Origin of the sequence: Burkholderia catarinensis (assembly GCF_001883705.2) — a bacterium.
GTDB lineage: Bacteria > Pseudomonadota > Gammaproteobacteria > Burkholderiales > Burkholderiaceae > Burkholderia > Burkholderia catarinensis.
In genome coordinates this window covers 120,569-138,656 of record NZ_MDEQ02000012.1, presented here as the reverse complement: position 1 = coordinate 138,656, position 18,088 = coordinate 120,569, and the positions used below count along the sequence as shown (strand labels likewise).

Annotated in this window: 16 protein-coding genes; 2 read left to right on the top strand and 14 right to left on the bottom strand. The window is 65.0% G+C overall.

Annotation, left to right across the window (positions count from 1 at the left end; translation table 11 throughout):
• Positions 1–54: 54 nt before the first annotated feature.
• Positions 55–1,569 carry an exopolyphosphatase gene (gene ppx / locus BFF94_RS20580; RefSeq protein ID WP_128843384.1) on the bottom strand — a complete coding sequence of 505 codons (1,515 nt, stop codon included), beginning with the start codon at positions 1,567–1,569 and terminating at the stop codon, positions 55–57.
• Positions 1,570–1,850: 281 nt separating this feature from the next.
• Here ppx and ppk1 point away from each other — a divergent pair, with 281 nt between their 5' ends.
• The gene (gene ppk1 / locus BFF94_RS20575) at positions 1,851–3,914 is read left to right on the top strand and encodes a polyphosphate kinase 1 (protein WP_128843385.1); all 2,064 of its coding nucleotides are present in this window, start codon (positions 1,851–1,853) and stop codon (positions 3,912–3,914) included.
• A gap of 128 nt (positions 3,915–4,042) precedes the next feature.
• On the opposite strand, the gene phoR is transcribed toward ppk1, so the two are convergent.
• The 11 genes from phoR to BFF94_RS20520 form a co-directional block, all read right to left on the bottom strand.
• Positions 4,043–5,362 carry a phosphate regulon sensor histidine kinase PhoR gene (gene phoR, locus BFF94_RS20570; protein ID WP_128843386.1) on the bottom strand — a complete coding sequence of 440 codons (1,320 nt, stop codon included), beginning with the start codon at positions 5,360–5,362 and terminating at the stop codon, positions 4,043–4,045.
• A gap of 57 nt (positions 5,363–5,419) precedes the next feature.
• Positions 5,420–6,121, bottom strand: a complete 702-nt coding sequence (phoB, locus tag BFF94_RS20565) for a phosphate regulon transcriptional regulator PhoB (protein WP_027787869.1) — start codon at positions 6,119–6,121, stop codon at positions 5,420–5,422.
• Between the two features lie 32 nt (positions 6,122–6,153).
• Positions 6,154–6,858: a phosphate signaling complex protein PhoU gene (phoU, locus tag BFF94_RS20560; RefSeq protein WP_128843387.1), complete on the bottom strand. Its 705-nt coding sequence runs from the start codon at positions 6,856–6,858 to the stop codon at positions 6,154–6,156.
• Positions 6,859–6,876: 18 nt separating this feature from the next.
• Positions 6,877–7,725 (bottom strand): phosphate ABC transporter ATP-binding protein PstB, encoded by an 849-nt coding sequence (gene pstB, locus BFF94_RS20555; protein ID WP_128843388.1) that lies wholly within the window; start codon positions 7,723–7,725, stop codon positions 6,877–6,879.
• A gap of 15 nt (positions 7,726–7,740) precedes the next feature.
• Complete coding sequence (gene pstA, locus BFF94_RS20550) at positions 7,741–8,634, bottom strand: phosphate ABC transporter permease PstA (RefSeq protein ID WP_128843389.1); 894 nt, start codon at positions 8,632–8,634, stop codon at positions 7,741–7,743.
• Positions 8,631–9,617 carry a phosphate ABC transporter permease PstC gene (pstC, locus tag BFF94_RS20545; protein WP_128843390.1) on the bottom strand — a complete coding sequence of 329 codons (987 nt, stop codon included), beginning with the start codon at positions 9,615–9,617 and terminating at the stop codon, positions 8,631–8,633. The genes pstA and pstC overlap by 4 nt, the downstream gene beginning before the upstream one ends.
• 94 nt (positions 9,618–9,711) lie before the next feature.
• Positions 9,712–10,746: a phosphate ABC transporter substrate-binding protein PstS gene (pstS, locus tag BFF94_RS20540; RefSeq protein ID WP_219139754.1), complete on the bottom strand. Its 1,035-nt coding sequence runs from the start codon at positions 10,744–10,746 to the stop codon at positions 9,712–9,714.
• Positions 10,747–11,189: 443 nt separating this feature from the next.
• On the bottom strand, positions 11,190–12,545 hold the full coding sequence (gene glmM / locus BFF94_RS20535) for a phosphoglucosamine mutase (RefSeq protein ID WP_219139753.1): 1,356 nt from the start codon (positions 12,543–12,545) through the stop codon (positions 11,190–11,192).
• Between the two features lie 66 nt (positions 12,546–12,611).
• Positions 12,612–13,505: a dihydropteroate synthase gene (gene folP / locus BFF94_RS20530; RefSeq protein ID WP_443627109.1), complete on the bottom strand. Its 894-nt coding sequence runs from the start codon at positions 13,503–13,505 to the stop codon at positions 12,612–12,614.
• 76 nt (positions 13,506–13,581) lie between these two features.
• Positions 13,582–15,480, bottom strand: coding sequence for an ATP-dependent zinc metalloprotease FtsH (ftsH, locus tag BFF94_RS20525; RefSeq protein ID WP_128842914.1), 1,899 nt, complete (start codon positions 15,478–15,480; stop codon positions 13,582–13,584).
• A gap of 166 nt (positions 15,481–15,646) precedes the next feature.
• The gene (locus BFF94_RS20520) at positions 15,647–16,309 is read right to left on the bottom strand and encodes an RlmE family RNA methyltransferase (protein WP_128842913.1); all 663 of its coding nucleotides are present in this window, start codon (positions 16,307–16,309) and stop codon (positions 15,647–15,649) included.
• 193 nt (positions 16,310–16,502) lie between these two features.
• Between BFF94_RS20520 and BFF94_RS20515 the strand changes: the two genes are divergently transcribed.
• Positions 16,503–17,030 (top strand): YhbY family RNA-binding protein, encoded by a 528-nt coding sequence (locus BFF94_RS20515; RefSeq protein WP_128842922.1) that lies wholly within the window; start codon positions 16,503–16,505, stop codon positions 17,028–17,030.
• Positions 17,031–17,079: 49 nt separating this feature from the next.
• Here BFF94_RS20515 and BFF94_RS20510 read toward each other — a convergent pair whose 3' ends face one another.
• Both BFF94_RS20510 and greA read right to left on the bottom strand, forming a co-directional pair.
• A complete protein-coding gene (locus BFF94_RS20510) occupies positions 17,080–17,538 on the bottom strand; it encodes a DUF4149 domain-containing protein (RefSeq protein ID WP_128842912.1) in 459 nt (152 codons plus the stop codon).
• A 14-nt stretch (positions 17,539–17,552) separates the two neighbouring features.
• Entirely contained in the window at positions 17,553–18,029 is a 477-nt protein-coding gene (gene greA, locus BFF94_RS20505) for a transcription elongation factor GreA (protein WP_128842911.1), read from the bottom strand.
• Positions 18,030–18,088: the final 59 nt, after the last annotated feature.

The following is an 18,088-nucleotide window of genomic DNA, read 5'->3' as shown; positions in this document are numbered from 1 at the left end:
ACGGCCTGACGACGCACCCGTGCGGCGTGCCCGCAGGCGCGCGCCGCATCGCGGCTACGCGCCGGTATACACCACGCGATACGGGATGCCGACCTTCTCCCACTCGGCGGCCTCCTGGCTGAGGCTGTAGTCGGTCAGCGGGTTCTGCTCGACCCATGCGCTCGGCAGCCGCACCTCATACCCGCCCTTCTTCATCTGCGAAACGGAAATGTCGGGCAGCCCCGCATCGGTCCGGCGCCGGCACAGCAGCGCCGCGAGCCGCAGGCAGAACAGCAGCGGCCACTCGACCTCGCGCGCCTGCGACAGCTTGCCGAGCTTGCCCGCGTGACCGAGCACGAGCGCGGCGAGCCGCGCCTGGTCGGTACGCGAGAAACCCGGCATGTCGGCATTGCTCGCGATATAGGCCGAATGCTTGTGATACGCGCTGTGCGAGATCGACAGGCCGATCTCGTGCAACGCGGCCGCCCAGCCGAGGAACATCCGCCCTTCCTCGCGCGCTTCGTCGTCGGCTTCCTCGAGTTCGTCGTAAAAACGCGCCGCCAGCGCGCCGATCCGCTCCGCCTGTGCACGATCGACACCGTAGCGTCGCGTGAAGCCCTCGACGGTCACCGCGCGCATGTCCTCATGCTGCGTCCGGCCGAGCAGGTCGTACAGCACGCCGAGGCGCAGCGCGCCGTCGGTCGTATCGACGTAGTCGACGCCGAGCTCCTCGAACACCGCCAGCATGATCGCGAGGCCGCCCGCGAGCACGGGCACGCGATCGGGTTTCAGCGCGACGAGCTTCAGCCGGTTGACGTTCTCCGACTTGATCAGCGCGCGCTTCAAACGCTCGAGGCCGCCGCGCGAAATGCCGTGCGTGATGCCCGGATCGTTGAAGCCGTTCGCCTCGACGAGTTCCGCGAGCGCACGCGCGGTGCCGGACGAACCGATCGCCTGGTCCCACCCGGCCTTCTTGTACTCGCTCGAAATGATCTGGATCTCGCGCTTGGCCGCGAGCTCAGCCTGCCGCATCGTGTATTCGTCGACGTTGCCGGCCGGAAAGAAGGCGCGGCTATGGCTCACGCAGCCGATATAGAGACTTTCCATCACGATCGGCGTGTAGTGCGAGCCGATGATGAATTCGGTCGAGCCGCCGCCGATATCGACGACGAGCCGCTTGCCGGCGCTCGCCGGCACCGAGTGCGCGGCACCCGCATAGATCAGCCGCGCCTCTTCGCGGCCCGCGATCACTTCGATCGGGAAACCGAGCGCCGCTTCGGCCTCGCCGAGAAATTCGCCCGCGTTCTTCGCGACGCGCAACGTGTTGGTGGCCACCGCGCGCACATGATCGGGATGGAAATCGCGCAGGCGCTCGCCGAACCGCTTGAGCGCCTCCCAGCCACGTTCCTGCGACGCGCGATCGAGCATCTTGTCGCTCGACAGGCCGGCGGCCAGCCGAACGGGCTCGCGCAGCGCGTCGACGGGATAGATCTGGCTGCCCGCCGACGTTTCCTCGACACGACCGACGATCAGCCGGAAGCTGTTCGAGCCAAGATCCACGGCAGCCAGCAAGTGGGGGGTTGTAACCATCAGAATGGGGCTCCGTGCGCGTTCGCCCGCGGCAGCCGGTCCGGCAACCCTGGGCGATTAATCTCAAAGGCGACATTTTAAGCGTGGAACGCTTGCCATTGCCACGCTTCACAGGCATGCACACTGCTCGACACCATATAGCCGAAACATTTATGAGACGAAACGGTTGCGGCGTAGGATTTCCCGATATAAATACATTATCGTCATCAGCACGTCATCGTACCGTGAGAGCTTCCGAGCGTCCTTTCGAATCATCGCCTGAATCACCCCCTACTCTGCCGATGTCCGTCCGTTACCCGCTTCTCAATCGTGAACTCGGCATCCTCGGTTTCAACGAGCGCGTGCTGGCCCAGGCGGCCGATCCGCAAGTACCGTTGCTCGAGCGCCTGCGCTTCATCTGCATCACCAGCAGCAACCTCGACGAATTCTTCGAAGTGCGGATGGCCGGCCTTCAGGAGCAGATCCGAGACAACCCCGGCGCGCTGACGCCCGACGGCATGTCGTTACAGCATGCTTACGATCTCGTCGTCGAACGCGCGCAACGGCTCGTCCATCGACAGTACACGATGCTGCACGAAACCGTGCTGCCCGCGCTCGAACAGGAAGGCATCTACTTCCACGCGAGCGACACGTGGAACGACGAGCAGCTCGAATGGGCCCGGCACTACTTCCTCGACGAGCTGCTGCCGGTGCTGACGCCGATCGGCCTCGATCCGGCCCACCCGTTCCCGCGCGTGCTGAACAAGAGCCTGAACTTCGTCGTCGAGCTCGAAGGCCGCGACGCATTCGGCCGCCAGGCCGTGATGGGCATCGTGCAGGCGCCGCGCGCGCTGCCGCGCGTCGTGCGCATGCCGCACGCGCTGTCGGGCTTCGAGCACGGCTTCGTGCTGCTGAGCTCGTTCTTGCAGTACTTTGTCGGCGAACTCTTCCCGCAACTCGTCGTGAAGAGCTGCAACCAGTTCCGTATCACGCGCAACAGCGAGCTGTTCGTCGACGAAGACGAAATCACGAACCTGCGCGTCGCGCTGCAGGGCGAACTGCCCGCGCGCCACCTCGGCAACGCGGTACGCCTCGAAGTGTCGGCCGACACGCCGCCGCACATCGTGCGACGCCTGCTCGTGGAAAGCGAACTCAGCGAAAAGGACTGCTATCGCGTGGCCGGGTCCGTGAACCTCGTGCGCCTGATGCAGATTCCCGATCTCGTCGACCGCCCCGAGCTCAAGTTCACGCCGTTCACCGCGTCGATCCCGGCCGCGATCACGAACGCGCCGACGATGTTCGACACGATCGACAACGGCGACATCCTGCTGCACCACCCGTACGAAAGCTTCCAGCCGGTGCTCGAACTGCTGCAGCAGGCCGCGAAAGACCCGAGCGTCGTCGCGATCAAGCAGACGATCTACCGCACCGGCACCGATTCGCCGCTGATGGACGCGCTGATGGAAGCCGCGCGCAACGGCAAGGAAGTGACCGTCGTCGTCGAGCTGCTCGCGCGCTTCGACGAGGAAACCAACATCAACTGGGCGTCACAGCTCGAAGCCGTCGGCGCGCACGTCGTGTACGGCGTGGTCGGTCACAAGTGCCATGCGAAGATGATGCTGATCGTGCGGCGCGTCGTGCAGGCCGGCAAGGCGTCGCTGCGCCGCTACGTGCACCTCGGCACCGGCAACTACCACCCGCGCACGGCGCGCCTCTACACCGACTTCGGGCTGATGACGGCCGACCAGAAGATCTGCGAGGACGTCCATCACGTGTTCCAGCAACTGACCGGAATCGGCGGCGAACTCACGCTGCACGAGCTGTGGCAATCGCCGTTCACGCTGCATCCGCGCATCATCGAATCGATCCACGCGGAAATCGACAATGCGCGTGCCGGCAAGCGCGCGCGCGTCGTTGCGAAAATGAACGCGCTGCTGGAGCCGTCGGTCATTGCCGCGCTGTACGAAGCATCGCAGGCCGGCGTCAAGGTCGACCTGATCGTGCGCGGCGTCTGCGCGCTGCAGCCGGGCGTGCCGGGGCTGTCGGAAAACATCACGGTGCGCTCGATCGTCGGCCGCTTCCTCGAGCATCACCGGATCTATTATTTCCACGCGGGCGGCGCAGAGGACGTCTATCTGTCGAGCGCCGACTGGATGGACCGCAACCTGTTCCGCCGCGTCGAGGTCGCGTTCCCGATCCGCGAGCGCAAGCTCAAGCGGCGCGTGATCGCCGAAGGCCTGTCGGTATGCCTCGGCGACAACCAGTCGGCGTGGCAGATGCACAGCGACGGGCACTACCGCCGGCGGCGCTCGGGCAAGACGATCCGCAACGCGCAACTCGGGCTGCTTGCGAAGTTCTGCTCGTGAGCGTGCGGCATGGCGCCGATCGCGCGCCGCCGCACATCCGATAAAAAAATGCAGCCCGTGGGCTGCATTTTTTATGGCGGACCTGACATGGGCCGCTCGCCGACCGAGCGATGGATGCCGCTACGCGATCATGCCTCGTACGCGGCCGGCCGGATCGCGATGATGCGCGAGCCCGGAAACCGCGCGGTGAACGTGCTGCCGCGCCCTTCCTCGCTCTGCACGTACAGGTGCGCGTCGTGCCGCTGCAGCACGTGCTTGACGATCGCGAGCCCGAGCCCCGTGCCACCCGTGTCGCGCGAGCGGCTGCGGTCGACGCGGTAGAAGCGCTCGGTGAGCCGCGGCAGGTCGGCGGCCGGAATGCCGAAGCCGCTGTCCGTGACGGAAAATACGCCGTGCGCGCCCTCGCGCCGCCACGACACGGCGATCTTGCCGCCGTCCGGCGTATAGCGGATCGCGTTCGTGACGAGATTCCCGAATGCGCTGAACAACTCCGTCTGAGCGCCCGTGACGCCGAGCGTCTCGTCGATCGAGAACGAGATGTCGTGATGCCCGTTCGACAGCGTCTGCGCATCCTCCTTCAGATGGTCGAACACAGCCCGCATGTCGATCGCGTGGTCGGCCGGCGGCTTGCTCTCGCCCTCCAGCTTCGCGAGCACCAGCAGGTCGGTCACGATGTGCCGCATCCGCGAAGCCTGTTGCTCCATCATTTCGAGATAGCGTGCGCGGTCTTCCTCGTTCAGCGGCAATTCGCGCATCGTCTCGAGGAAGCCCGACAGCACGGTGAGCGGCGTCTTCAATTCGTGCGACACGTTCGCGACGAAGTCGCGTCGCATCGCGTCGGTGCGCTCGAGCTCGGTGATGTCCTGCGTGAGCAGCAGCTTGCGGTTCTCGCCATACGGAAACACCTGCACTTCCAGCACGTTCTGCCGCGAGTCGCCCATGCCGCGCATCACGAGCGTCTCTTCGTAATGCTGCGCATTCAGGTAGCGGACGAAATCGGGATGGCGCACCAGGTTCGTGATGTGCTGGCGCAGGTCGCGCTTCGCATCGAGGCCGAAATGGACCTCGGCGATCTCGTTGCACCATTCGATCTGGTCGTGGTCGTCGAGCATCGCGACGCCGTTCGGCGATGCCTGGATCGCCTGGATGAAGCGCGAATGCTGCTGTTCGACCTGCCGCACCTGCGCATGCCACTGCTTCGCGAGCTTGTGCAGGCGATAGTAGATTTCGCCCCAGATGCCCGGCGCGCTCGGCACCTCGCCGTAGACCGGCGCATCGAGCAGCCGCCACAGGCGCTGCGTATGGAAGGTGCTGAAAAAGCCCTGCGCGACCAGCATCACGACCACGAACACGAGGCCCGCGGTCGGGCCGGCGAAGACGCCGACCAATACGCCGATCAGCACGAGCAGCACGAGCGACACCAGAAAGCGCGCCCAGATGATGTTCATGATTCAGCGCCCGAAAGAATGAGCGGCACGCCGTGGCACACGGCATGTCCGGATACGTTACGCGTGCTTGGCGAGCCGGTAGCCGCTGCCGCGCACGGTCTCGATCATCGCATCGCAGCCGGCCGGTTTCAAGGCCGCGCGCAATCGTTTGATGTGCACGTCGACGGTGCGCTCCTCGACGAACACGTGGTCGCCCCACACCTGGTCGAGCAGTTGCGTGCGGCTGTGCACGCGCTCCGGATGCGTCATGAAGAAATGCAGCAGGCGGAACTCGGTCGGGCCGAGATCGAGCTTGATCTCGCTGCCTTCCGCATGCGCGGCGACGCGATGCGTGGCCGGGTCGAGGCGCAGCCCGTTGATCGACACGACGTCCTCGGTCAGCTGCGGCGCGCGACGGCGCAGCACGGCCTTGATCCGCGCCATCAGTTCCTTCGGCGAGAACGGCTTCGTCACATAGTCGTCCGCACCGATTTCGAGGCCGAGCACCTTGTCCTGCTCGTCGCCGCGCGCGGTCAGCATGATGATCGGGATGTGCTTGGTCCGTTCGTTGTTGCGCAGGTCGCGCGCGAACGCGATGCCGGACTTGCCCGGCAGCATCCAGTCGAGCAGCACGAGATCGGGCAGCACATCGCTGATCAGGTTCTGCGCCTGTTCGGCGTTGTACGCACGGATCGGGCAGTGACCGGCGTGCTGGAGATTCACCGAGATCAGTTCGGAAATCGCGGGCTCATCTTCAACGACGAGAATGTTGCTGGGCATCGGCACCTCTGTTCTTCCTGTTCCGGTTCGCGTTAACTGTTGGCTTCACGGTCGAGCGTGTCGCGCGGCTGGTGCCGTACGTCCGTGCCCTTCACGATGTAGATGATGAATTCGGCGAGGTTCTTCGCGTGGTCGCCGATCCGCTCGATCGCCTTCGCGATGAACAGATATTCGAGGCCGACCGAGATCGTGCGCGGATCTTCCTGCATGTACGACACGAGCTTGCGCACGAACGCGCGGAATTCCAGGTCGATTTCCTTGTCGTCCTTGACGATCTGCGCGGCAGCCACCGTATCGAGGCGCGCAAACGCGTCGAGCGCGCGGCGCAGGATCGTCACGGCCATCTCGCCCGACACCTTGATCTCGGCGATGTTGACCGCGCGCGCGGCCGGCTCGTCGATCAGGCGGCGCACGCGCTTCGCGATCTTCTCGGCCTCGTCGCCGGCTCGCTCGAGGTTCGTAATCGTTTTCGAAATCGACATCAAAAGACGCAGGTCGCGCGCGGCAGGCTGCCTCCGCGCGATAATGTTGCCGCACTCCTGGTCGATGTCGACTTCCATCGCGTTCAGGATCTCTTCGTTCGCGATCACCTTCTCGGCCGCATCGCGGTCGAATTCGTTGAGCGCGTGCATCGCGCCGATGATCTGCGACTCGACGAGCCCGCCCATTTCCAGCACCTTCGACGACACCGCGTTGAGATCGGCGTCGAACTGGCTCGACAAATGTTTATCCGACATGGCTGTTGTTCTCCGTCATCAGCCGAAGCGGCCGGTGATGTAGTCTTCCGTTTCCTTGCGCACCGGCTTGATGAAGATCTTTTCGGTTTCGCCGAACTCGATCAGTTCGCCCAGGTACATGTAGGCCGTGTGGTCCGAGCAGCGCGCAGCCTGCTGCATGTTGTGCGTGACGATCACGACCGTGTAGTCGCTCTTCAGCTCCGCGATCAGCTCTTCGATGCGGCCCGTCGAGATCGGGTCGAGCGCCGAGCACGGCTCGTCGAGCAGCAGCACTTCCGGACGGATCGCGATGCCGCGCGCGATGCACAGACGCTGCTGCTGGCCGCCCGACAGGCCGTAGCCGCTCTGGCCCAGCTTGTCCTTCACTTCGTTCCACAGCGCGGCCTTCGTGAGCGCCCACTCGACGCGGTCGTCCATTTCCGAGCGCGTGAGCTTTTCGAACATCTTCACGCCGAACGCGATGTTGTCGTAGATCGACATCGGGAACGGGGTCGGCTTCTGGAACACCATGCCGATCCGCGCGCGCAGCAGCGAGATGTCGCGCTTCGTCGTCAGCAGGTTCTCGCCGTCCATCAGGATTTCGCCTTCGGCGCGCTGCTCCGGATAGAGCGCGAACATCTTGTTGAACGTGCGCAGCAGCGTCGACTTGCCGCAGCCCGACGGGCCGATGAACGCGGTCACCTTCCCTTCCGGAATGCGCATGTTGATGTTCTTCAGCGCATGGAACTTGTTATAGAAGAAGTTGAGGTTGTTGACCTCGATCTTCGCGTTCAGCGGCTCGAGCGGGCGACCGTTCGCCGCATCGTGCGTGCCGGCGGGCGCAGCGGTGCGCTCGACCGGATTCAGGTGGCTTTCTGCCATATTCATCGGATTGCTCCGCCGTTACTTTTTCGAGAAGATCGAGCGCGCCAGGATGTTGAGTCCGAGCACCCCGAGCGTAATCAGGAACACACCCGCCCATGCGAGCGCCTGCCATTCCGCGAACGGGCTCATCGCGAACTTGTAGATCGTGACAGGCAGGTTCGCCATCGGCTGGCCCATGTCCCACGAGAAGAACTGGTTCGACAGCGCGGTGAACAGCAACGGTGCCGTTTCGCCGGCAATCCGCGCGACCGCGAGCAGCACGCCGGTCGTGATCCCGCCGACCGATGCGCGCAGCGTGATCTTCATCACCATCCGCCACTTCGGCGTGCCGAGCGCGACGGCCGCTTCGCGCAGCGCGTTCGGCACGAGCTTCAGCATGTTCTCGGTCGTGCGGATCACGATCGGGATCTGCAGCAGCGCGAGCGCGATGACGCCGGCCCAGCCCGAGAAGCGCCCCGACTTCGCGACGACGATCGCGTACACGAACAGGCCGACGACGATCGACGGCGCGGACAGCAGGATGTCGTTGATGAAGCGGATCGTGCTCGCCAGCAGGTTCTTCTGACCGTATTCGGCGAGATAGACGCCCGCGAGGATGCCGATCGGCGTGCCGATCAGCGTGCCGAAGCCGCACAGCAGCAGGCTGCCGACGATCGCGTTCGCGAGACCGCCGCCTTCCGTGTTTGGCGCCGGCGTCGATTCGGTGAACAGCTGCAGCGACAGGCCGCTGATGCCGAGATGCACCGTCGTGTACAGAATCCACACGAGCCACAGCAGGCCGAAGGCCATCGCGCCGAGCGACGCGGCGAGCGCGATCGCGTTGATGGCCTTGCGCTTGCGCTGCAGGCGGTTGCGCATCGCGTCGAGCACGGCGCCGTCCGGCCCCGGGAAATTCATGATGGGCTCGCTCATTTCTTGCCCTCTCCCTTCTCGAGACGAAGCAGCAGCAGTTTGGAGATGGACAGCACGATGAACGTGATCACGAACAGGATCAGGCCCAGCTCCATCAGCGCGGACGTATGCAGGCCCGGCTGCGCTTCGGCGAATTCGTTCGCGAGCGCCGACGTGATGCTGTTGCCCGGTGCGAACAGCGACACGCTGTCGAGCAGGTTCGTGTTGCCGATCACGAAGGTCACGGCCATCGTTTCGCCGAGCGCGCGGCCGAGACCGAGCATCACGCCGCCGATCACGCCGGTCTTCGTATAGGGCAGCACGACCTTCCACATCACTTCCCAGGTCGTGCAGCCGATCCCGTATGCCGATTCCTTCAGCAGCACGGGCGTGACTTCGAACACGTCGCGCATCACCGATGCGATGTACGGGATGATCATGATCGCGAGGATCACGCCGGCCGCGAGGATGCCGATACCGATCGGCGGGCCGGCCGTCAACGGGCCGAGCACCCACACGTCCTTGAAGATATGGCCGAGCGGCTTCTGGAAGTATTCGGCGAAGATCGGCGCGAACACGAGCAGGCCCCACATGCCGTACACGATCGACGGAATCGCGGCGAGCAGTTCGATCGCGATGCCGAGCGGGCGGCGCAGCCACACGGGCGACAGCTCGGTGAGGAACAGTGCGATGCCGAAGCTGACCGGCACGGCGATGATGAGCGCGATGATCGACGTCACCAGCGTGCCGTAGATCGGCACGAGCGCGCCGTAGATGTCCGAGTTGGGATCCCACTCGGATTGCCACAGGAAGCCGAGGCCGAACTTCTGGATGGTCGGCATCGACGCGATGATCAGGGAAACGATGATCCCGCCGAGCAGCAGCAGAGTCACGATCGCGGCAAGCCGTGCAAGGCCGCCGAACACAACGTCCCCGAGACGGCTCGGCGCGCGTTGCGATGCAACGTCGGCGGACCGTGAGGACGAGTAGGAAATATCAGACATGGGTGCCTGCTTTTGATTGCCGGGCGCCGTAACGCCCGGCTCTACCGCACACGCTGCCCGACCGGCACGGCCGGACAGCGAACCGCTGCAAAGCTTACTCGGCTGCGACCGGCTTGCCCGATGCGTCCGTCACCTTCACCTTCCACTGCTTGCGGATTTCCGTCTCGACCGCCGGCGGCAGCGAGATGTAGTCGAGGCTGTCAGCCGCCTTCTCGCCGTTCTTGAACGCCCAGCTGAAGAACTTCAGCGTTTCCGCACCCTGTTCCGGCTTGTCCTGCTTCGTGTGCAGCAGCACGAACGTCGCGCCGACGACCGGCCATGCTTCCTTGCCCGGCTGGTTCGTCAGGATCTGGTAGAACGACTTCGACCAGTTCGCGCCGGCAGCAGCGGCCTTGAACGTTTCCGTCTTCGGCTCGACCACCGTGCCCGTCGAGTTCTTCAGGGCCGTGTAGACCATGTTGTTCTTCTTCGCGTACGCCCACTCGACGTAGCCGACTGCGCCCGGCAGACGCTGCACGAAGGCCGCGACGCCGTCGTTGCCCTTGCCGCCCGTGCCCGTCGGCCAGTTGACCGTCGTGCCTTCGCCGATCTTCGACTTCCACTCGTCGTTGACCTTCGACAGGTAGTTCGTCCAGATGAAGCTCGTGCCCGAGCCGTCAGCGCGGCGAACGACGGCGATGTCCGTGTCCGGCAGCTTGACCTTCGGGTTCAGCGCGGCGATCTCCGGATCGTTCCACTTCTTGATCTTGCCGAGGTAGATGTCGCCGAGCACCGGGCCCGACAGCGTCAGCTCGCCCGGCTTCACGCCCGGCACGTTGATGACCGGCACCACGCCGCCGACCACCGTCGGGAACTGGAACAGGCCGTCCTTCGCGAGATCTTCATCCTTCAGCGGAGCATCCGAACCGGCAAAATCGACCGTCTTCGCGTTGATCTGCTTCAGGCCGCCCGACGAACCGATACCTTGGTAGTTCACCTTCGCGCCGCCGGACTGCTGATAGTCGGCAGCCCATTTCGTATAGATCGGCATCGCGAACGTGCTGCCTGCGCCCGTGATGTCGGCAGCTTGCGCAGCAACGGCGAAAAGCGCGCCAGCCAGGCCGGCAATCGCGGTTTGCATCAATTTCATGAGACCTCCAGTGTGTGAGCGGATGACTACGGCACCGCGAAGATTAGGGGCTCCTCATGACGGTAATGTGACAATCAATGAAACTGGCGTGACAGTAACATGACTGATTGAAAGGGAGTAGCGGGCGCCGCGCGGGCAGTGTCGGGACGGCGATGTCGGCAAGAATTGCCTGCCCGGGAAGGACGGGTGGACACCCGTTTCGCAGGTGCGCGGGACGATCGTAGCGCAGCGTCGGCGGCACGGGAAGCCCGCCTGCGGCGGGCGCGATAACAGGGGTCGGAGGATTTATTCGATCGGACGGACGCGTTGGTCGAGACGGTTCTCTATTAGGTATCGCAAACCTTTGCGTCTGACGAAATTGCGGCGCACTGAAGGCGCCGCATGCCGGAGAACCGGAGAGCCGGCGCGCGGGCGGCCGGACCGCCCCGCGCCGAACCCGCGCGTCAGGTCGTCGCTGCGCGCACCGCGTCGGCGATCGTCTCCGCATGGCGGACCGCATCGGCCGCCTGCTGCGCCTCGACCATCACGCGCAGCACGGGCTCCGTGCCCGATGCGCGGATCAGCACGCGGCCGCTGCCGGCAAGCGCCGCTTCGGCTGCGTCGATCGCGGCGCGAATCGACGCGCTGCCCTTCCAGTCGGCGCCCGGCTTCATCCGCACATTGATCAGCTTCTGCGGGAACAGCGTGACGCCATCGAGCATCTGCGCGAGCGAACGGCCGCTACGCTTCAGCGCGGCCAGCACGAGCAGCGCCGACACGATGCCGTCGCCGGTCGAATGCCGGTCGAGCGACAGGATGTGCCCCGAGCCTTCCGCGCCGAGTTGCCAGCCGTGCTCGCGCAACTGTTCGAGCACGTAGCGGTCGCCGACCGCCGCACGGACGAACTTCACGCCCTCGCGCTGCAGCGCGACTTCGACGGCGAGGTTCGTCATCAGCGTGCCGACCGCGCCTTCGACCTTGCCGTCGGTCGCGATCCGGTCCTTCACGAGCACGTAGAGGAGTTCGTCGCCGTTGTACAGGCGACCGGTCGAGTCGACGACCTGCAGACGGTCCGCATCGCCGTCGAGCGCGATGCCGAGATCGGCGTGGTTCGCGCGCACCGCGCGCACCAGCGCGTCCGGCGCGGTCGCGCCGACGCCGTCGTTGATGTTGAAGCCGTTCGGCGCGACGCCGATCGGGATCACGTCCGCGCCGAGCTCGTGGAATACGTGCGGCGCGATCTGGTACGCGGCGCCGTGCGCGCAATCGATCACGAGCTTGATCCCGCGCAGGTCGAACGCGGCCGGGAACGTGCTCTTGCAGAACTCGATGTAGCGGCCGGCCGCGTCTTCGAGTCGGCGCGCCTTGCCGAGGCCGTCGGACGACGCGCATTCGAGCGGCTTGTCGAGCCACGCTTCGATCGCGGCTTCGGTGTCGTCGGGCAGCTTGTTGCCGTCGGCGGAGAAGAACTTGATCCCGTTGTCGTGATACGGGTTGTGCGATGCGCTGATCACGACGCCGGCCGACAGGCGCAGTGCGCGCGTCAGATACGCGACGCCCGGCGTCGGCATCGGGCCGGCCAGCATCACGTCGACGCCGGCCGCCGAGAACCCGGCCTCGAGCGCGGCTTCGAGCATGTAGCCCGACACGCGCGTGTCCTTGCCGATCAGCACGGTCGGACGCGACCCTGCCGTGACGTCGGCCGAGCCGGCCAGTACCTTGCCGGCCGCATAGCCGAGGCGCAACACGAAGTCCGGCGTGATGGGCGCTTCGCCAACCGTGCCGCGAATGCCGTCCGTGCCGAAATATCGACGTCCCATAGCGAATCTTCCTCCTTCGTCTTCTGACTTATCGTTGCCGCGCGGTGTCACGCACGGCACTCCAGATTATCGTTGCCGCGCGGCGTCGCGCACGGCATTCCAGATTTTCAGCGCATCGACCGTCGGCGCGACGTCGTGCACGCGCACGATCGCGGCGCCGCGCTCGACCGCGCACAATGCGGCCGCCACGCTCGCCGCGACGCGCTCCATCGGCGGCTTGCCGCCGATCACCGCGCCGAGCATCGACTTGCGCGACATGCCCGCGAGTATCGGATAAGCGCGCCCGTCGGGCCGCGCGGGCGCCGTGTCCGGCAACGCGGCCAGCAGCGCATAGTTGTCGTCGACGACCGCCTTGCCGAACCCGAACCCGGGATCGACGCAGATCCGCTCCGGCGCAATGCCCGCGTCGCGCAGCGCCTGCGCGCGCGCGGCGAGAAAATCGCGCACGTCGGCCACGACGTCGCCGTAATCGGGTTCGCCGACCTGCATCGTCTGCGGCTCGCCGAGCATGTGCATCACGCACAGCCCGCTGTTGCCCTCGCGCACCGCGTCGATCGCGCCCGGCTGACGAAACCCCCAGATGTCGTTGATCAGGTCCGCACCGGCGGCCAGCGCCGCGCGCATCACAGCCGGCTTGTAGGTATCGACCGATAGCGGCACGTTCAACGGCCGCAACGCTTCGACAAGCGGAATCACGCGTGCGAGTTCCTCGTCGAGCGGCACGGGCGGCGCGCCGGGGCGCGTCGATTCGCCGCCGATATCGAGGAGATCGGCGCCGTCGGCAATCATCCGCTCGGCCTGGCGCAGCGCATCGTCGCGCGCGAGGAAGCGACCGCCGTCGGAGAACGAATCAGGCGTGGCATTGAGGATGCCCATCACGAGCGGGCGTTCGAAGGTCAACTCGAAGCGGCCGCACCGGAGTGGCGCGGGAATGAACGGCGAAACAGCGAAATCGGACACGAGCGACTGGCTTGAATGAATGCAAAACGGGCCGGTGTGAAGCCACACCAGCCCGTGAACGGTGCTAAAGCGGAGGTTACGCCGCCGGCGTAGCCGGCGCCGGCGCGTTGCCGGGCTTGACCTCGGCGCTGCTGCCGCCACCCGACGAATCGCCGCCGACAGCCGGCGAACTCTTCGGCGAGCGCGGCGGACGGCCTTCCATGATGTCGTTGATCTGGTCGGCGTCGATCGTCTCCCACTCCATCAGCGCGGCCGTCATCGCTTCGACCTTGTCGCGGTTCTCGTCGAGCAGGCGGCGCGCAAGGTTGTACTGATCGTCGAGCACGCGGCGGATTTCCGAGTCGACCTTCTGCTGCGTCGCTTCCGAAATCGTGCGCGTGAAGCCGCGGCCGAACGGCGACGCCTCGTTCTCGTCGTCGACGTAGACCATCGGCCCGAGCGCATCGGTCATGCCGAAACGGGCCACCATCGCACGTGCCGTCTGCGTTGCCTTGTTGAAGTCGTCCGATGCGCCGGTGCTGACGAGATTCATGAACAGCTCTTCCGCCACCCGGCCACCGAACAGGATCGCGAGGCGGTCCAGCAGGTAGTCCTTCGAGTACGTCTCGTTGTCATGCTCCGGCAACTGCCACGTGACACCCAGCGCACGGCCGCGCGGAATGATCGTGACCTTGTGCACGGGATCGGCCTTCGGCAGCAGCTTCGCGACCACAGCGTGGCCCGACTCGTGATACGCGGTCGCACGCTTCGCTTCCTCGCGGATCACGGCCGACTTGCGCTCCGGCCCCATGAAGATCTTGTCCTTCGCGTCCTCGAAATCCTGCATCTCGACGATGCGCTTGCCACGACGTGCGGCGAACAGCGCGGCCTCGTTCACGAGGTTCGCGAGATCGGCGCCCGAGAAGCCCGGCGTGCCGCGCGCAATGACTGCCGCATCGACGTCGTTCGAGATCGGTACCTTGCGCAGGTGCACGCGCATGATCTGCTCGCGGCCGCGGATGTCCGGCAGGCCGACATAGACCTGGCGGTCGAAACGGCCCGGACGCAGCAGCGCCTTGTCGAGCACGTCGGAACGGTTCGTTGCGGCGATCACGATCACGCCCGAGTTCGCCTCGAAGCCGTCCATCTCGACGAGCATCTGGTTCAGCGTCTGTTCGCGCTCGTCGTTGCCGCCGCCCATGCCGGCGCCGCGATGACGGCCGACCGCGTCGATTTCGTCGATGAACACGATGCACGGTGCATGCTTCTTCGCCTGCTCGAACATGTCGCGCACACGGGCCGCACCGACGCCGACGAACATTTCGACGAAGTCCGAACCCGAGATGCTGAAGAACGGCACCTTCGCTTCACCCGCGATCGCGCGGGCCAGCAGCGTCTTGCCGGTACCCGGGGGGCCGACGAGCAGCACGCCGCGCGGAATGCGGCCGCCCAGCTTCTGGAATTTCTGCGGATCGCGCAGGAAGTCGACGAGCTCGGACACTTCCTCCTTCGCTTCGTCGCAGCCCGCGACGTCGGAGAAATTCACCGCGTTGTTGTTCTCGTCGATCAGCCGCGCTCGCGATTTGCCGAACGAGAACGCGCCGCCTTTGCCGCCCCCCTGCATCTGCCTCATCATGTAGAACCAGAACACGATGATCAGGATCGTCGGCCCGAGGTAGTACAGCGCGGACATCAGCGCGTTCGGCTCGTCGTCGGCCTTGCCGCTGACCTGCACGCCGTACTTCATCAGATCGCCGACCATCCAGATGTCGCCGGGCGACACGATCTGGTATTTCTGGCCATCAGCCGGAGTGACGGTGAGGTTGCGCCCCTGCACGATGACGTTCTTGACCTTGCCGGTCTTGGCGTCGTCCATGAACTGCGAATAGGACACGCCTTCCTGGACGCGGGGCTTGTCGAACTGCTTGAACACCGTAAACAGCACCAGTGCGATCACCAGCCACACCGCTGCCTTCGAAAACATATTGTTGTTCAAAGCACCACTCCTTCACTCGTAGACGAGCGCCTACATTTTCCTTGCGGCGCCCCTCGGTCATTCTAATCCAGTCCGACCACCCTCGCCATAAGCATTGACAACCGCCGCGATAGCGCTTCGCTTGTCTGGCAAGGGCCGGAGCCCGTTTGCGGCACCCCGCTGCGCATCAGCGCGGTTGCTTCAGATGCCGACCCAAAATGAACGTTTCGGACGATTTGTCGCGGGACGCCTTGGGCTTGCGCGGCGCGACGGTCTTAAACTGCTGTTTGAATTTCTCGACGATCTGGCTATAGCCGCTGCCGTGAAAGCATTTCACGAGCAGCGCACCATCCGGCTTCAGATGGTTCTGCGCGAATTCGAGCGCCAGATCGCACAGATGCTCGATGCGCGCCGCGTCCGCCGAGGCTACGCCGGATAGGTTGGGGGCCATGTCTGAAATAACAAGGTCCACCGGGCGACCTTCGAGCAATTCCTCGAGCTGCCGGAGGACTTCGTCGTCGCGGAAGTCGCCCTGGATGAAGTGGACGTCGGCGATCGGCTCCATCGGCAGCAGGTCGAGCGCAATGATCGTGCCGTCGATGCCGCCTTCGCGCTCCGCGTCGCGCTTCTTGCCCTGCGCGAGCTTGTTGCGGGCATACTGGCTCCAGCTGCCCGGCGTCGCGCCGAGATCGACGATGACCTGGCCCGGACGGACCAGCTTGTCCTGCTCGTCGATTTCCTTCAGCTTGTACGCGGCACGCGCGCGATAGCCCTCCCGCTGCGCCATTTTGACGTACGGGTCGTTGATGTGGTCGTGCAGCCAGTGCTGGTTAAAACGGTTTTTTGCCATTCGAGAGAGAGATTGCTGCCATTTGCTTCGTGAAGCCGCGCTTTTAGCGGATAATACGCGTCTTCTTCGCGCGGCTGCGGCCCCTTTTCAGGCCCAAGCCGCGATTTTACGTGGTTTCGGCGCTCGGCTGACGCGGCAACTTCCCGCGATCGCTTTTCAGTCAGCGCGCCCTTATTTAGAATTCGACATTTCCATGCCCGCCCTTTCGCTTTCTCCCGCCGAGCGCTCCGCGCTGCGCTCCCAGGCCCATGCGCTCAAGCCCGTCGTGCTGATCGGGGCCGAAGGGCTGACCGACGCCGTGCTGAAGGAAATCAAGGTGCACCTCAGCGCGCACCAGTTGATCAAGATCCGCGTGTTCGGTGATGAGCGCGACGAGCGCGTCGCCATCTACGACGAGATCTGCGACCGCCTGAGCGCGGCGCCGATCCAGCACATCGGCAAGCTGCTGGTGATCTGGAAGCCCGAAGCCGCCGCGGCGGCCCCGGCCCGCGGCCGTCGTGCCGGCACGCTGCCGAGCGCGGCCGAAGCCGCCGACGACAGGAAAGGCCGCGCACCGCGCACCGTCAAGGTCGTCAAGGTGTCGCCGAACGCGAGCCCCGTGCGTCGCCCGAAGCCGACGAAGGTCGTCGTGCGCGGCAACGAGCGCGTGACGGCGGGCGGCAACGTGAAGCGCGCGAAAAAGCGCCAGGCAAGCACCAAGCGGCCGTTCCAGGACAAGTAAAACGCGTGCGCGGCACGGAGCATCCCGTGCCGCCCTGCCCGCGCGGCGCTCAGGCGTCGCGCGTCGGCAGACGCCAGATCAGCATCAGACCCAGCACGCTCTCGACAAGATAGAACACGCTCGAAACGCCGTGCAGCATCCCGAAGCGACTCGCATACGGCGAGTTCGCGATATCGGTGCCCGCATCCATCGCGGCCACCCGCAGCGCGTTCATGAACGGCTGCAGCGCGAAATACCCGACCAGCATGCACACGACCATCGCGGCGACGATCCAGCGCACGCGGCGATATTCGCTGCCGCCGCGCCGCACCTGCTGGTTCGACAACGCGAGCAGCAGCACGCCGCACACGACACCGAGGATCGCCTCGATACGGAACAGCTGGGCGGCGACCGAACCGGCCGTCATCCGCTCCAGCGTCTTGAACAGCACGGGCGCGACCGCATACCCGATCGTCAGCAGGCTGCCGACCCACACGGCCGACAGCAGACGGAACACGCGATGCGGCATCACGTCGCTCCGCTTCAGATGTAGCTGACCGAGATGATCTCGTATTCGCGCACGCCGCTCGGCGCCTGCACGGCCGCGACGTCGCCTTCGGACTTGCCGATCAGTGCGCGCGCGATCGGCGAGCTGACCGAGATCAGGCCGTGATCGATATCGGCTTCGTCGTCGCCGACGATCTGGTACTTGACGGTGTCGCCCGACTCGAGATCCTCGAGTTCAACCGTCGCGGCAAACACCACGCGGCCATCGGCGTCGAGCACCGTGGGATCGATGATTTGCGCGGCGGACAGCTTCGATTCGAGTTCCGCGATGCGACCCTCGATGAAGCCCTGCTTTTCCTTCGCGGCATCGTATTCGGCGTTTTCGGACAGATCACCCTGTGCGCGGGCCTCCGAGATCGCATTGATCACGGCCGGCCGCTCGACGGACTTGAGGCGCTGCAATTCATCGCGCAGTTGCTCTGCGCCACGCTTTGTCAACGGAATGGTGCTCATAAACGGCTCAATCGCTAAAATCGGCTATAAAAAAAATCACCGCGATTAAGCGCGTTTCC

Bases quoted from the DNA above. Each gene is read 5' to 3' on its own strand.
- pstB (WP_128843388.1), bottom strand. From the start codon at position 7,725: ATGAATATGGCAGAAAGCCACCTGAATCCGGTCGAGCGCACCGCTGCG.
- phoU (WP_128843387.1), bottom strand. From the start codon at position 6,858: ATGTCGGATAAACATTTGTCGAGCCAGTTCGACGCCGATCTCAACGCG.
- BFF94_RS20515 (WP_128842922.1), top strand. From the start codon at position 16,503: ATGCCCGCCCTTTCGCTTTCTCCCGCCGAGCGCTCCGCGCTGCGCTCC.
- BFF94_RS20510 (WP_128842912.1), bottom strand. From the start codon at position 17,538: ATGCCGCATCGCGTGTTCCGTCTGCTGTCGGCCGTGTGGGTCGGCAGC.
- glmM (WP_219139753.1), bottom strand. From the start codon at position 12,545: ATGGGACGTCGATATTTCGGCACGGACGGCATTCGCGGCACGGTTGGC.
- pstS (WP_219139754.1), bottom strand. From the start codon at position 10,746: ATGAAATTGATGCAAACCGCGATTGCCGGCCTGGCTGGCGCGCTTTTC.
- greA (WP_128842911.1), bottom strand. From the start codon at position 18,029: ATGAGCACCATTCCGTTGACAAAGCGTGGCGCAGAGCAACTGCGCGAT.
- ppx (WP_128843384.1), bottom strand. From the start codon at position 1,569: ATGGTTACAACCCCCCACTTGCTGGCTGCCGTGGATCTTGGCTCGAAC.
- BFF94_RS20520 (WP_128842913.1), bottom strand. From the start codon at position 16,309: ATGGCAAAAAACCGTTTTAACCAGCACTGGCTGCACGACCACATCAAC.
- pstC (WP_128843390.1), bottom strand. From the start codon at position 9,617: ATGTCTGATATTTCCTACTCGTCCTCACGGTCCGCCGACGTTGCATCG.
- phoR (WP_128843386.1), bottom strand. From the start codon at position 5,362: ATGAACATCATCTGGGCGCGCTTTCTGGTGTCGCTCGTGCTGCTCGTG.
- phoB (WP_027787869.1), bottom strand. From the start codon at position 6,121: ATGCCCAGCAACATTCTCGTCGTTGAAGATGAGCCCGCGATTTCCGAA.
- ppk1 (WP_128843385.1), top strand. From the start codon at position 1,851: ATGTCCGTCCGTTACCCGCTTCTCAATCGTGAACTCGGCATCCTCGGT.
- pstA (WP_128843389.1), bottom strand. From the start codon at position 8,634: ATGAGCGAGCCCATCATGAATTTCCCGGGGCCGGACGGCGCCGTGCTC.